General features: G+C 61.1%; 12 protein-coding genes. 5 read left to right on the forward strand and 7 right to left on the reverse strand.

The features are described from left to right. Together AC0L2B_RS31170 and AC0L2B_RS31175 are read left to right on the forward strand one after the other, a co-directional pair. Positions 1–1,171, forward strand: a 1,171-nt coding sequence (locus AC0L2B_RS31170) for a molybdopterin dinucleotide binding domain-containing protein (RefSeq protein WP_473748088.1), incomplete at its 5' end; no start/stop codon positions are given. 91 nt (positions 1,172–1,262) lie between these two features. Continuing rightward, positions 1,263–1,748 (forward strand): hypothetical protein, encoded by a 486-nt coding sequence (locus AC0L2B_RS31175; protein WP_473748089.1) that lies wholly within the window; start codon positions 1,263–1,265, stop codon positions 1,746–1,748. Positions 1,749–1,777: 29 nt separating this feature from the next. Here the strand turns inward: AC0L2B_RS31175 and AC0L2B_RS31180 are convergent, their stop codons facing one another. Then, positions 1,778–2,809, reverse strand: coding sequence for a hydroxyacid dehydrogenase (locus AC0L2B_RS31180; RefSeq protein ID WP_473748090.1), 1,032 nt, complete (start codon positions 2,807–2,809; stop codon positions 1,778–1,780). 262 nt (positions 2,810–3,071) lie between these two features. Between AC0L2B_RS31180 and AC0L2B_RS31185 the strand changes: the two genes are divergently transcribed. Next, positions 3,072–4,508 (forward strand): aldehyde dehydrogenase family protein, encoded by a 1,437-nt coding sequence (locus AC0L2B_RS31185; RefSeq protein WP_473748272.1) that lies wholly within the window; start codon positions 3,072–3,074, stop codon positions 4,506–4,508. Positions 4,509–4,701: 193 nt separating this feature from the next. Here the strand turns inward: AC0L2B_RS31185 and AC0L2B_RS31190 are convergent, their stop codons facing one another. The 3 genes from AC0L2B_RS31190 to AC0L2B_RS31200 all read right to left on the reverse strand — a co-directional run bounded on the left by AC0L2B_RS31190 (position 4,702) and on the right by AC0L2B_RS31200 (position 7,987). Continuing rightward, a complete protein-coding gene (locus tag AC0L2B_RS31190; protein WP_473748091.1) occupies positions 4,702–6,042 on the reverse strand; it encodes a glucoamylase family protein in 1,341 nt (446 codons plus the stop codon). Positions 6,043–6,093: 51 nt separating this feature from the next. Then, entirely contained in the window at positions 6,094–6,846 is a 753-nt protein-coding gene (locus AC0L2B_RS31195) for an SDR family NAD(P)-dependent oxidoreductase (protein ID WP_236392132.1), read from the reverse strand. A 256-nt stretch (positions 6,847–7,102) separates the two neighbouring features. Next, positions 7,103–7,987: a TIR domain-containing protein gene (locus AC0L2B_RS31200; protein ID WP_473748092.1), complete on the reverse strand. Its 885-nt coding sequence runs from the start codon at positions 7,985–7,987 to the stop codon at positions 7,103–7,105. 457 nt (positions 7,988–8,444) lie between these two features. On the opposite strand from AC0L2B_RS31200, the gene AC0L2B_RS31205 reads away from it, so the two are divergent. Continuing rightward, positions 8,445–9,707: an O-antigen ligase family protein gene (locus AC0L2B_RS31205; RefSeq protein WP_091593000.1), complete on the forward strand. Its 1,263-nt coding sequence runs from the start codon at positions 8,445–8,447 to the stop codon at positions 9,705–9,707. 133 nt (positions 9,708–9,840) lie between these two features. Here AC0L2B_RS31205 and AC0L2B_RS31210 read toward each other — a convergent pair whose 3' ends face one another. From AC0L2B_RS31210 to AC0L2B_RS31220, 3 genes are all read right to left on the reverse strand, one after another. Further along, a complete protein-coding gene (locus AC0L2B_RS31210) occupies positions 9,841–10,629 on the reverse strand; it encodes a class I SAM-dependent methyltransferase (RefSeq protein WP_473586901.1) in 789 nt (262 codons plus the stop codon). 174 nt (positions 10,630–10,803) lie between these two features. Beyond that, on the reverse strand, positions 10,804–12,012 hold the full coding sequence (locus tag AC0L2B_RS31215) for a polysaccharide biosynthesis/export family protein (protein ID WP_091593002.1): 1,209 nt from the start codon (positions 12,010–12,012) through the stop codon (positions 10,804–10,806). 169 nt (positions 12,013–12,181) lie between these two features. Then, complete coding sequence (locus tag AC0L2B_RS31220; RefSeq protein ID WP_091592795.1) at positions 12,182–12,856, reverse strand: sugar transferase; 675 nt, start codon at positions 12,854–12,856, stop codon at positions 12,182–12,184. 455 nt (positions 12,857–13,311) lie between these two features. Between AC0L2B_RS31220 and AC0L2B_RS31225 the strand changes: the two genes are divergently transcribed. Further along, positions 13,312–13,731 (forward strand): hypothetical protein, encoded by a 420-nt coding sequence (locus AC0L2B_RS31225; protein ID WP_473748093.1) that lies wholly within the window; start codon positions 13,312–13,314, stop codon positions 13,729–13,731. The last annotated feature ends 227 nt before the right edge of the window (positions 13,732–13,958 follow it).

Here is a 13,958-nt window from a genome sequence, read left to right on the forward strand (position 1 = left end):
CCACTTGGGGGTTTTGGCGGGGTTGTTTCCTCACACATTTGTGTTGTGGCCCCCATCCAATGGCCGGGCCCCCCCCCCGCCCCCCCGCCCGGGCCCCGCGCCCCCCCCCCCCCCCCCCGAGGGGGGTGTTCAAGCTGGACATAGCTCAGCCAGCACCCGCTTCTTCGCCAACGGCAACTTCTACACACCCGACGGCAAGGCGCGCTTCATCCCGATCCGTCCAGTTCCGCAAACCCGCACGAACGAAAAATTCCCGCTGGTGCTCAACACCGGGCGGGTTCGCGACCACTGGCACACCATGACGCGGACGGGAAAAAGCCAGCGGCTGTCGCAGCACCTGGCCGAGCCGTTCGCCGAAATCCACCCGGCGGACGCGCAGCACTTCGGCATCGGCGATGCCGACATCGTCCGCGTCTCAACCGAGCATGGCGAGGTGCTGCTTCGTGCGCTGGTGACGGCGCGGCAGCGGCCAGGCTCGGTCTTCGTGCCGATGCATTGGACGGACCAGTTTTCCGCGCGGGCTCGTGTCGATGCGCTGGTGGCGCCCATCACCGATCCGATTTCAGGACAGCCGGCCTCGAAGAATGTTGCCGCCCGGGTGGAACGCTTCGCTGCCGTCGCGTTCGGCTTCGCGGTGCTTGCCGAACGGCCAGCCTCGATCGACGCCGACTATTGGAGCCTCGCCCGCTGCGCCGCCGGCTGGCGTCTCGAGCTTGCGCTGGAAGCCGACCGGGACTGGCCGGGTTTCGCGCTCTCGCTTTTCGGGGCGGACGCGCCAGGCGAGACGCTCGCCTATCATGATGTCGCCGGCGGGCACTATCGCTTCGCCGGCTTTGCCGGCAGCCGGCTGACTGGCGCGCTCTATCTTGCGCCCAGGCCGGTCGCGGTGTCGCGCGGCTGGGCGGTCGAGCAGTTGAGCGCGGACCATGCCGATCGGCGCGGGCGACTCGCGATCGTGGCGGGGCGGCCGGGCGGCAACAGCGTCGATCGCGGCGCCATCGTCTGCTCCTGTTTCGGGGTCGGCGCCAATCAGATCGCCGAAGCGGTGCGCGGAGGCTGCGTAAGCGTCGAAGCGATCGGCGCCAGCTTGCATGCCGGCACCAATTGCGGCTCCTGCCGCGCCGAGATCAGGACCATCATCGAGGCGCGGCGCCTTCACGCGGCGGAGTGAGGGCGTCCAAAGCGCGCCGCGACGCTTACCAGCAATTTACAAACCGTGGGCTACCAACGTCCTTATCCGATTCGTTCCGAGCAGGACCATTATGAGCAAAGCCCTCACTTCATTCGCATTGGTGGCCATATTGACGGCTTTGCTGATGGCTCTCAGCCTGGCAGTGGCCAGGCATGGCTATCCCTTTGGTGCGATCGGCGCAGAACGCCTGGACGACGTCGCCGATGCCGGGACGTTTATCCCGCTCGCGGCCGTGTACTTCTTCAGCGCGCTGCTGATGATGATCCTGCCGATCAGGGTCGCCGGCATCGTCCTGACACATGCTGCGGATGCGATCTTCTGGACAGTCATCGTGTTGTTCGCGGCCATCATTGGCGGCCTCGCCGCCAGATGGGCTTTCGATCGAAGCAATGTCTTGCCGGCACTGCTGAATTGGCGGTTCCTGTTTGTCGTGGCCGTCGTCGGCTGCCATCTCTTCATGAACGAGCTGCGCCGCAATATCCTGCTGAGAAGCCTGTTCTTTGTCGCCTTCGCCGCAGCGACTCTCGCCTGCCTGTTCTGGTCGTTCACCATCTGAGAAACCTCGCAGCCGCTGGGCCTGACGGCTCAGTTCTTGTCGACCGGCTTCGAGCGCATGCGCGAAACGGTCTCGCGTTCGGCCCGCTTCGAACGCATTGGCGGCAGGCCGCGGTCGATCAGGTCCATGTCTTCCAGCACCATGTCGCCCATGCGCTTGAAAGCGATGTCGAGCGCGCCGGCCCGGTGGGCGGAGCGCAGGAAGCCGGGCAGCGTGCGGACAGGATGGTCCTGCGCCAGCGGCTCTTGCGGAAACACATCGCTGGCGGCGACGATGTGGCCGCTGCGAACTGCATCCATCAGCGCCGGAAAATCGACCACGCCGGCACGGCTGAGCAGGATGAAGGCGGCTCTTTTGCGCATCCTGGCAAAGGCCTCAGTGCCGAGAAAACCCTGGTTTTCGCTGGTCACCGAAGCGACGACGAAAACGAAATCGCTACTCGACAAAACCGTGTCGAGGGAAGCCGGCTCGACGCCGTTCTCGATCAGGATCGAGGGCGGCAGCCACGGATCGAAGACCTTGGTCCGCGTGCGAAAGCCCGACAGCAGCCGGTTGAGCGCACGGCCGAGATCGCCGAAGCCGATGATACCGACATCCGCGCCGGAGAGAAGCCGCGCCGCCCGGTTGCCCTCGCCGCCCCACAGCTCCTTGCCCTGACGAAACGCAAGATCGGCGTCGACGATGTCGCGGGCAAGGTTGAGCGCCATGGCAAGACCGAACTCGGCCACCGGCTCGGCAAACACCATGCCGGTGGTGACGACATGGATGCCGCGCGAAAACAGCGTTTCATACGGCATGTTGTTGATGAGGTTGCTCTCGACATTGAAGACACAACGCAGCGCTGTCATCCTTTCCAGCGTCTCCGGCGCGATCGGCGGCTGGCCGACGATGTAGCGCGCCTCGGCGAGCACATCGTGTGGCAGGGCCGCGACGCCTTCTGGCGACGTTTCGACGATACGGTATCTGGCGCGGAATCTCGCCAGTGCCTCGGGCGTGAAAATCAGGTCGAGCGTGCGTGGCTCGGGCGCGCTGATCACCAGCGGCAACGCGCTGTCGGACATGGCAGCCTCCTCCTGGCGCGATCCGCGTCGCGCCGCACTAGAATCATGGTTTACCACCTCGACACCCAAGCAGGCTTGCCGGGCTTCGCCTGCCGGGTTTGTGTTTGTCGCAGGTTTTTATCGGAAAACCATCGAACACTTTTCCGAAATCTGCTTAGCACATGCCTGTCGAGGAGCAGAACTTTGCCGCTGGCGGCCTTGCGGTGTGGCGGCTGGTGGTCCAGATAGACGGCAATCGAAGGACAAGGAAGACAGCGACATGATCCCGTTTCGAAAGAACCTCATCGATGGCGAGTGGGTGGGCGATGCCGGCTCCCGCAACATCAACCCTTCCAATCTCGACGACGTGGTCGGCGAATATGCGTCGGGCGACGCCGAGCAGGCGCGGCAGGCCATCGCGGCGGCGAAAGCGGCATTTCCTGCGTGGTCCCGATCGGGCTTGCTGGCACGCCATGCGGTGCTGAGGAAGGCGTCGGACGAGATCACCGCGCGGAAAGATGAAATCGGCCGGGCGTTGGCGCGCGAGGAGGGCAAGACGCTGGTCGAGGGAATTGGCGAAACCGTGCGGGCCGCCCAGATATTCGATTTCTTTGCTGGTGAGACGCTGCGCCTGTCGGGCCAGCTGGTTCCAAGCGTGCGGCCCGGCGTCGGTGTCGAGATCACACGCGAAGCGGTCGGCGTCGTCGGCATCATCACACCGTGGAATTTCCCGATCGCCATCCCGGCGTGGAAGATCGCTCCTGCCCTGGCCTACGGCAACACCATCGTCTTCAAGCCGGCCGAGCTGGTTCCGGAGAGCGCCTGGACCATTGTCGACATATTGCACCGCGCCGGCCTGCCTAAGGGTGTGCTCAATCTCGTCATGGGCAAGGGTTCGGTAGTCGGCCAGGCCATGCTCGACAGCCCTGACCTCAATGCCATCACCTTCACCGGCTCGGTCGGCACCGGCAAGCGCGTGGCTGCCGCCAGCGTCGAGCACATGCGCAAGTACCAGCTCGAAATGGGCGGCAAGAACCCGCTCGTCGTGCTCGACGATGCAGACCTAACCGTCGCCGTCGACTGCGCGATCAATGGCGCATATTTCTCGACCGGCCAGCGCTGCACGGCGTCGTCCCGCCTGGTCGTGACGGACGGCATCCATGACCGCTTCGTCGATGCGATGAAAGATCGCCTCGCCAAGCTGGTCGTCGGCGACGCCCTCGATGCGAAAACCCAGATCGGACCCGTCGTCGACCAGAGCCAGTTGAAACAGGACGAAGACTATATCGCCATCGGCCGCCAGGAAGGCGCCGATCTCGCCTTCGGCGGCGAGCGGCTCGATCGCGAAACCCGCGGCTTCTACTTGCAACCGGCGCTGTTCACGCAAGCCACCAACGCCATGCGCATTTCACGCGAGGAGATTTTTGGTCCGGTCGCCAACGTCATCCACGTCAAGGACTATGACGAGGCGCTGGCGGTGGCCAACGACACGCCGTTCGGGCTGACGTCGGGCATCTGCACGTCAAGCCTCAAGCACGCCACGCATTTCAAGCGCAACTCGGAGGCCGGCATGGTGATGGTCAATCTGCCGACGGCGGGCGTCGACTTCCATGTGCCTTTCGGCGGACGCAAGGGATCGAGCTACGGCCCGCGCGAGCAAGGCCGCTACGCAGCGGAATTCTACACTACGGTAAAGACCGCCTACACGTTCGCCGGCTAAGTAAATCAAGCCAGACGAAATCGAACGGCCTTCCCAGCGGGCGCGAGTTGCCGGGAAGGCGAACGTCTTCGTGGCCGAAACGACAGCGACCACCACTGGGCGCTAATGCATGTCGCGCACATGCATGAAACAGCAACCTAAAGCGCGTCGCAGGAGGCCGGTCAAACGCGGCGCGTTTTAGCCGTCATTCAGCTCAGCAGGGGTCCTTGCGAGGAGGGCTCGCCGGCTGCGACAGCCAGCCGCCGGAGAACCCGGCCTTGCACAGGCCGCGACGGATATGCGGGCTCGACCGCATCAGCTCCCAGATCAGCCGCGAGCGGTGGTTTTCAATCATCAGCACGACGATGCCTTGGTCCAGTCCATAGTGCGCATCCGATATCCAGCCGCTCGGCCCGAACTTCCGCCGGTTCGCCAGCGTCGGGTTGAAGCCGCTCGGCATCCTGAAACCGTCGACCACCTCAGGGTGGCGTTCTCTGAGGTGGCGCAGCGCAGGCAGGCAGATTTCCGGCGCGAAGGGCAGCGATGCGAGATACGACCACGGCGCAATCGTTCCGTCATCGGGGCCGAACGGTGCGCCACGCGCTGCATAGCCGGAAAATTTGCGCGGCCGCCGCTCGATCCGCGCGCGGAATTTGCCGGGTCCGTCACCCGCCGAAAGGCCCCAAAGTGCTTCGCCGTAGCCGTCATAGCCAGAGGGGTTGTGCCGCGCATAGTCCCGGTGAAGGTAGGTCGCGCGGCGGCTGTTTTCGAAATAGTCCGAGTTCTTGTCCCGCATGAACGCGTCCCGGATGCCATCGAAGTCAATCCAGGCATGCGAGAATTGGTGCATGAACAGCGGGCCGCCATAGAGCACGTCGTAGCCGTAGATGTTTTCCCACTGATATGTCGCCGTCCAGCCGGCATAGCTGTCGTCCGAGGCGGGTTTGTCGGGGGCGGCCATTGCCAGGACGTAAAGGATCGTCGCTTCGTTGTAGCCTTCCCAGCCATAACGGAGAAAACCGCTCTTCGGCTTCCAGCCCTGTCGCAAGATCGGTCTGCTGCCTTGAATCCATCGCCAGTCGACGCGTCGGTAGAGCATTTCCGCCAGCCCGCGGATTTCGGTTTCGTCGTCAGTGTCGCCTGTGAAATAGGCGCCAGCCGTGAGCACGCCGGCCATCAGCAGCGCCGTGTCAACCACCGACAACTCGCATCGCCAGGCGCGCAGGCCGGTCCGCATGTCGAGGAAATGGTAGTAAAAGCCTTTGTGGCCGGTGACGTCGTCGCCATCGCCTTGCCGGCTGTTCCAGAAAAAGCGCAGTGCGGAAAGCGTCAGCTTCGCGGCTGTGTCTCGCGTCATCCAGCCGCGCTCGATCCCGACCGGATAGCAGGACAGGGCGAAGCCGACGACTGCGATGCTTGCCGGCCAATTTGGCCGCGACGTGTCGGCAACCAGTCCGTTTTCCGCATTCACGGTTTCCAGAAAATAGCCGAAGGCGGCGCGCTGGAAGCGGTCGAGCAATTCTTCGTCGGACAGTGGAGGTTCGACCCTAAGCAAACGACGTAAACTCCAGTCCGGCGTCCCAGGTTGCAAATCGTTCCAGTTGCTTCAATAGGTCGCCCGGCCGCCGGAAACGTCGAAAACGGCAGCCGTCGTGAAGGAGCATTCCTCGGAAGCGATCCACGAGATCAGCGCCGCCACCTCCTCGACCTCGCCAAACCGCGCCATTGGTATTTTCGACAGCATGAAATCGATGTGCTGCTGGCTCATCTGCTGGAAGATTGCGGTGCGCACCGCTGCCGGCGTGACGCAGTTCACCGTCACCTTGGTCTTCGCCAGTTCCTTGCCCAGCGACTTGGTCAGGCCGATCACCGCCGCCTTCGAGGTGCTGTAGGCAGAGGCATTCGGGTTTCCCTCCTTGCCGGCGATCGAAGCGATGTTGACGATCCTGCCGTAATTGCGCTCGAGCATGTGCGGAACCAGCGCCTTGTTGCAGTAGAAGACGCCGTTGATGTTGATGTCGATGACCCGGTGCCAATCCTCCACCGAATAGTCCCAGGTCGTCATGTTCGGTCCGGTGATGGCCGCGCTGGTGACCAGGATATCGACCGCGCCAAGGGCTTCGATCGTCTGCCGGGCGGCCTGTGCGACCGCTACGGGATCGGCGACGTCGACGGTCACGCCGTGCAAGTCGGCGATGACAGCCTTGGCCTGCTCGATCTGGGTGGAGTCGCGATCCCAGACGCAAACGCGCCCGCCCTCTTCAACGATTCGTTGCGCGACGGCCAGGCCGATGCCTGAGGCGCCACCGGTGACCACGGCCGATCGTCCGGCAAACCGTCCCGCAAAACTCATTGGCATATGGTCTCCCTCATTTGCCCGCCCCGACGGGCGCTGGCGACACCGCCGGCGGCGAATGTGAAGTCAACAGCGGAGAAGTTCAAGCCGGGACTGGAGCCTCGAACAGGTTCATGGCGGGCCAGGAGCAGGCGGTTGAGAGCCGCTCTTGGCTACGACCTGACCATTCGATGCTGGGGCTGCCGTCTCTGCAAGGCGACTTCCACGCGGACAGTTCAAACGTTCTTGATCGACTTCCAATGGCTCAGCCGCTCCGCGATCAACTCCACTCGTCGCTGGTTGTCGCGCCCGTCCAGGTGCTCAAGTCCTCCGGTTCGGCGCGCAAGTAGACGCCTGAGGTACGCGCGTTCAGTTTTGGCTGCGTGTCGGCGCGTGTGGTAAAGTACCCGGACGCGCGATCGGCGGACTCCAGCCGGATCTCCCCCGTCCCGTACAACTGCGACGCGTTAGCATCCAAGGGCCGTTCTCCATTCCAAAAGTAAAAGATGCCGGCAGGCTCCTTTCTCTCCTTTACCGCCTCGCTCCAGTATCTGGCTGACAGACTGCCATTCTCTTGCCATGAGCGGCCGGCCAACTCCAACGCGCCATCGCGGTCTCGCGCGATACGCAGGAGGCTCACGGCGGACGGTTCCTTTGCGGTCCGCTCCGACAGGGAAAACTGCCACCAAAGGCCCTCTATTCGGGCGACGCGGCCTTCATTTTCAACAGCTTTTCGCAGCTTTTGGTTGACCGCTCTCATCTCCGCGGCGGTCGTCGCTTCGCCATACCTCACGGACGTCAGGCCCAGGAGATCGCTTGGAAGCTTGGAACCGTTGGCATGAAGGATAAACGTTCGGCGCATTCCAAGGACTCCGCCGAAAAGGCCGGCTTCGAAGACGACATTGTCTCGCGGAGAAGCCTGAGCGGATACAGGAGCAGATGATGCTGGCAGGCTTACACTGGTCCAGTCGTCCTGGGCGAAGACGAAAGCGGCGAAGTCGACTTCACGCGTAAGCTCGAGCAGGCGCCCCAGGGTGGTTGTCCCCGGATTGAAGGACGTCGTCCAGGGTTCCACATGCGCGATGTCTTCAAGACCGCGTGTCAGCGCCTGCAGCAGTTTTTTCTGCTTCCCCGACGAGCCCAGGAAGATTCGAGGTTTGTCCATCCGTTTGCTCCAACCCAACAGATCGGGGACGACCAGCGTCTGCCAATTGTTGGTGTGGCCATCGTCTGGTTGTCCCCGAGATAGCGTACGCGGAGGGCCTCATTCATTGCAACGGATGCAACGAATGCCGGCTGCTATTTTTCGGTCCGGTGCTGAAAGCAACTGCAAAAACAGTTCCGCGCGGCGGTCATGCCGACCCTCTCGTTAGATGCGGCGGCGATGGCTTTTGACGGCGCCGATAACGATGCCCCAGCCCTGCGCCGGGAATGCTCGGGTTCTTGCCGCACGGCCTGTCGTGGCCTTTTACCGCCGCACGGGGCGCCTTATGGCTGTTTTTGCCTCATTTGGGTGACAGGCTGTGGGGGATGGGTTATATTGCACTGCACAATGAGAGCGTTCGCGCATGGCGCGGCGGCGAATCGGCATTGAACTGCATGGACGGGAATTCGCTACCGAGATGAAGATTCCAAAATCTCTGTTGGTCGACCCGGAGAAGAGCACCGTCTACGGCGCATTTGCTGTTGCCATCTCCATTTGGGCGTTCTCCTACTCCTCGGTTTTCGGGCCGATCCTGATCCTGGCCTATTATGCGGTCTGGCTTCCCCTGATTCTGGTAGACTACCGGCGGCTGTTGCGGCATGCCTCCAGCGCGTGGCTGCCGCTGGCGTTTGCATTCTATGTCTGCCTCTCGGTGTTCTGGTCGGATGCCCCCGGCATCACGTTGAGGACGTCAATCCAGTATTGCTCCCATATCGCCTGCGCCTACATCGCCGCGCGCACCGTCAGCGTCCGGACGTTGACGATAGGCTCGCTGATCGGGATTTTTGTCGTCCTGCTCTATTCGCTCAAGGTCGGGGGTTATTCCTACGATATGCTCGACGGGACGTACAATTTCGTCGGCGCATTCAGCTCCAAGAACCAGATCGGCTTTGTCGCCTCCCTTGGCATCTATTTTTGCATTGTCTTCCTGGTTTTTCTCAGGCGCGGCCGGATAAGCTTCATCCTGACGGCGCCCATCCTCGTCCTATCGGCCTATCTTCTGATCATGGCGCATTCCGCCACCTCGACGGCTTCGATACCGGCAGTTCTCGCTCTGGTGGCTCTGCTTGCCATGGCCAAAAAGCTTCCACTCCGCTACCGACGGGTGATTTTCGTGGTCGGCGCATGCGGGCTGGTCGTGGTCACCGCGGTTGCCTTTGCAGGACTTCTGGATTTCGTCCTTGGCGCCTTCGGAAAGGATTCCACGCTCACCGGACGGACCTATCTTTGGGAGCAGGGCTGGGAAGCGGCGCAGCAGGCGCCAGTCCTCGGCGTCGGCTACGCGGCCTATTGGGTGCAGGGGTTCGCCGAGGCCGAGCGGCTCTGGAACGAATTCTACATCACAACCCGAAGCGGCTTCCACTTCCACAACACCTATATCGAAGCCCTCGTCGAGCTCGGTTATGTCGGGGCGACGCTGATTTCGCTGATCATCCTGCGCACGCTATGGGGCCATATATCGGCCCTGATATTCAGGGCATGGCAAGCCGAGTCGGTGATTCTTGCCGGCGTGATGGTGCTTTTGTTCATTCGGTCCTTCGTTGAGATCGACACCTTCAACCCCTACATCACGGGCTCCTTCCTCCTGTATTACAGCTACTTCAAGCTGGTCAGGGTGCATGTCGCCCGTCCCCGATGGACCGCAGCGGACCTCGCGGAACCAGAAACCGCAGGGCGCTAAGCAAGGGCTAAAATATTACCTTGATTTTGGTGGTGCGCACAAAAACGCCGCCTGACAGCGCCAAGGCCAAGCAATCATCTCATCTCACAGGCAGCAGGCGAGCCTCGCCCGAGTTGGGTTTGCTGCCTGTTGATCAGGCCCTGAGGGTCAGGAGCGCGTACCATGCAAACCGCTTCACAAAGGGAAGCGTCAAAACCACTGAATCGACAGCTTTGCCAACCGTGTAGACGGTCTCCGAGATGGTTCGCGGCATCAGCGCGCTTCCTACGGAGCACAGGCCGAAATAGTCCACCTGGACATCGCTGAAATAGCGGCGGGCCAAAGCGAAGTCCGAAATCAGCAAGGGATGTTCATCAGCGGTGCGGATGAGGGGTGTCCGCTTTCTGTAGGCATTCAGGAGCGGATTGTGTCCCATCGGCTCGTAGAAGGACGCCACGCCGTTCGGCTTCAGGACACGGACCACATCGGAAAAACACCGGTCCAGGTCCAGGTGATGGATGATCCCGCGTCCATACACCAGGTCGAACTTGTTGTCCTCGAACGACATGGCTTCCGCATTCATGGCCAGGAATGTAGCGTTCGTGCTTCCAAGCGCGCTCGCCCGTTCGTTCGCCTTGTTTACTGCTACATCCGAAATATCGATCCCCGTCAGAGATCGGCAAAGATCGGGCAGGTGCAGGGAATGCAGGGACCACCCGCCATTGGAGCAACCGTACTCGAGCACGTCTGCGTTTTTCGAAAGCCGCTTTATCTGCTCGTCTTGACGTTCTGCGCCATGTCGAATCGTTCGATACCACTTGTCCAGGCTTCCTCTTGGATCCTCCTCCTGACTAAACCTGAGATTGTGAAATTCTCTTTCTCGACTGACGATTTCGTCCCTTGCACTGTGCATGACGAAGTCCTCCTCGGATTTGAGTTGCAACTAAAGCACAACATCTCCTTGCGCTGTAATTACTCACGTCCCGAGTTGGCGGCAGGCTGGCTTGTCGGGCAGCGAGCACAGTGTCGACGAGTTCATGGTCGAACTCGTCCGGGTCGAACTCTTTGCCGATCGAATCTTGTTCGGCTTGATCGGATCGGCCGATCGCTCGAAGGCTTACTGGCTTGCCATTGGCACCAGCTTCACCTTGATCACGTCCCCAGGCAGCACGGGTGTATCTTCGCTGGCGGCGATTTCGCTGGTCTTGCCGTCGACCATCCGGACCAGGCCAAACGACATCGTCGGTTCTTCGCCGTCGCGATAGCCTTGCAGTGCTGGGTTCCCCGACATGGCTTCGGCCATCAGGCCGGTGTGCATGTTCATCTTGAGCATTGTTTCGGCGAGATCGGCTTCTGCCTGTTGCCGGCCAGTGGCGAGGTCGGCATTCTGGGTGTTCTCCAGGTCGATGGCGTCCTGGTTGGCCTTGCTGATCGACTGCCTGGCTGTGAGGATAGCCGTTTCGTAATCCAGGATCTGTCCTTCCAGGTCGGCGATCGTTTGCTGCGAACCCAGAACCCGAGTGTTGACCACAAGGCCCTTTTGCGCCAGCGAACCGATGCCGCTGAGCTGTTCCTTTGCCAGGTCGACCTGCCGCTGCTGGTTGACGATCTTTTTCTGCAGCGAATCGATCTCGCTCTGCAGCAGCTTCTTCAAATCGTCGAGCGCCTGAAGGCGCAGTTTGAGATTCTTTTGATCGGCCGTCAGGATCGCCATCTCGTCGGCAACGATGCTTGCCAGCTTCGGATCCTCGGCCAACTCTTTCGGCACGTCAAATGTCGGCTTGTCGGCGATCTGTGCTTCGATGCGCGCGCGCCGAACGATCAGTCGGACCCGTTGGTCCTGGAGAACGTCAAACTCGCCCTTGGCGTTGATCATGTCGCGGTCGTACCGCTGTCCTTCGGGGGCCCGCCGGACACCGCCGGCGATGCTCATCGCCCTCAGGACGGTCAGGTCGGGCACGTAGGGATACTGGCCCGGCGTCTGCACCTCCCCGGAAATGTAGAACGGCCTGTACTGCGCCATTTCGACGGAGGCTTCCGGCCGGTCCGCCAGAGCGAGCTTGCGCTGGAGCGCCTGGCTGATCGCCGCCGCGATCTCGGATGTGGTCTTGCCGGATGCCGGCATTTCGCCGACGAACGGCACCGACAATGTTCCAGACGGGCCGACCGTGTATTCTCCGTTGACGGCTGTCCAGTCGCGGAACGTGCCTTCAACGGTCTGCCATTCGGCCACGCGGATGGTCAGCTTGTCCTGGGATCCAAGCCGGTACTCGTCGGCCGCGGCGAGTTGCGGAACGGCGAGCGCCAGCGCGAGGCAGGTGGTCATAAGCCGCATCGGTCGCATGCGATTGCTAACCGTGCCGGCCCAGGAGATTTCGAAGATGTCTGTTTTCAACTGTATGTTTTCCGATTCGCTTTGGGCCGGTCCGATGAAGCTTGCTGCAGAATGCCTGGCGTCTGGACAGTCACTCCGCGCACAACCGGCTGCCGGCCGGTCAATAGCAGCCCCGCGACATCCAGACGGCAGGCACGGTCTTGATGATGATGCGAATGTCCTCGAACAGCGACCAGTTTTCGACATAGTGGCGATCGAACGCGACACGGCTGTCATAGGAAACGTCATTGCGGCCGCTGACCTGCCAGAGCCCGGTCAGGCCAGGGCGCGATTTCAGGTAATAGACGGCCGAACTGCCGTAGATTTCGAGCTCGTCGCGCACCACCGGGCGAGGACCGACAAGGCTCATGTCACCCTGAAGGATGTTGATGATCTGCGGCAGTTCATCGAGGCTGAGCTTCCTCAGCACGGCCCCGACACGCGTGACGCGCGGATCGTTCTTTAGCTTGCGGGTAGCTATCCATTCGGCCTTGGCGTCCGGGTTGGCGGCAAGGTATGCCGCCAGCACCTGTTCGCCATTCTGCACCATAGTGCGAAACTTGAGGCACGGGAAAATCCGTCCGCCCCGCCCGATCCGCCTGTGACCGTAGAAAATCGGCCCGCCGTCGGAAAACTTGACAAGCAGCGCGACCATCACAAACAGCGGACTGAGAGCAACCAGCCCAATCAGTGAACCGGCGATATCGAAGCTGCGTTTGAGCAGGCCGCCGATTGGTGGAAAGTCGATACCGGCCTGTGGAAAATCCGCGTCGGCCGGCTTGGCTACGTCCCTCATGCATAAACTCCATACGTTGAACGGATGGTTTGCCGCACGATATCAAAAAAATGCTGCATCGCAACACACAATTCCTTGAGCGCCTGAAATAATCGCGTCATGCATTGATTAAATAATAAACCGATCCTGCGCAAATTTTGGCCTTTTATGGCGCGTTCGTGACAAATTATGGGCAACCTTGAAAAAGTTAGTGCCTTTTTGAGGCTGATTTTGGGCGTATCGCTCTTTGTGTCGCGTGGTTGAGAATTATCGTGCTGTAGCTTTTTAAAATATAAAGCGCTCCTAAAGTAAAATACTAATTAATATTTCGGCTCTTACTGACGTGAGTCCATACCGGGTGATTGGTTGTGATGCTGGGGTGTGCGTCGCAACATGGCAGAGTCGATCCCCAAACTTATGCAAAATAATTTGCGGCTGGCCTTGCCCGCTATTGCACACCTTAATAGAGTTGCAAATTGTTTCTGTCAGAGTATGGACAGCGTGGGAAGGCCGGAAGCAACCGGCCAAAAAAAGCGGGTGGCCTCAACAAGCTCGCATGGCGAAGGGGGCTCGGGGTGGTCAATCATCGATTTTTGCCCGAGCAGGTTGACGGGCTATCGGGTATGTCGCTACCAAAATTCATTATCGGCATGATTTTCGCGCTGGCGATCGTGGTCGCCTGGTCTTATCTCAACGGCGCTTCGCTAGGCACAACGCTTCTTCGCGCCATAGCCTGCGCCATTGTCATTCAACTGGGCTACTTTCTGCTCGTTTTCGCCATGGTTGCCAGAAATACCCCGACGTCGGCTGATAAGATTCGCGACGTCGAACGAAAGCTGAGTTCGACCGAAGCGGCCGATGGCGAGAAGTTCAGTGCCAGGAGAAGCCTCCACTGACCTGACGGCAGGTAGCGTCGGCCGGGTCCCTGGCGGACTGCTCGCCCGACAGCATCCTGGGCAACCGACTTGCGGACTTCCCCTTCAGCCTAAGATCCTCTGACTCAGCCACCATGCCTAAGCTCTGTCGATCGACTTGGTGATCAGCCACTCGAGTGCGCCGACGCCCCATCCAGAATGGGCAGGGACGGTGTGCGAAGCGGCCCGCCTATCCCTGGCATTTCACC

It is taken from the genome of Mesorhizobium sp. WSM4815 (assembly GCF_055811575.1).

What these genes read in the sequence shown, in the direction of transcription:
- AC0L2B_RS31215 (WP_091593002.1), bottom strand. Translation starts at nt 12,012, where the DNA reads ATGACCACCTGCCTCGCGCTGGCGCTCGCCGTTCCGCAACTCGCCGCG.
- AC0L2B_RS31175 (WP_473748089.1), top strand. Translation starts at nt 1,263, where the DNA reads ATGAGCAAAGCCCTCACTTCATTCGCATTGGTGGCCATATTGACGGCT.
- AC0L2B_RS31205 (WP_091593000.1), top strand. Translation starts at nt 8,445, where the DNA reads ATGAAGATTCCAAAATCTCTGTTGGTCGACCCGGAGAAGAGCACCGTC.
- AC0L2B_RS31180 (WP_473748090.1), bottom strand. Translation starts at nt 2,809, where the DNA reads ATGTCCGACAGCGCGTTGCCGCTGGTGATCAGCGCGCCCGAGCCACGC.
- AC0L2B_RS31220 (WP_091592795.1), bottom strand. Translation starts at nt 12,856, where the DNA reads ATGAGGGACGTAGCCAAGCCGGCCGACGCGGATTTTCCACAGGCCGGT.
- AC0L2B_RS31200 (WP_473748092.1), bottom strand. Translation starts at nt 7,987, where the DNA reads ATGGACAAACCTCGAATCTTCCTGGGCTCGTCGGGGAAGCAGAAAAAA.
- AC0L2B_RS31195 (WP_236392132.1), bottom strand. Translation starts at nt 6,846, where the DNA reads ATGCCAATGAGTTTTGCGGGACGGTTTGCCGGACGATCGGCCGTGGTC.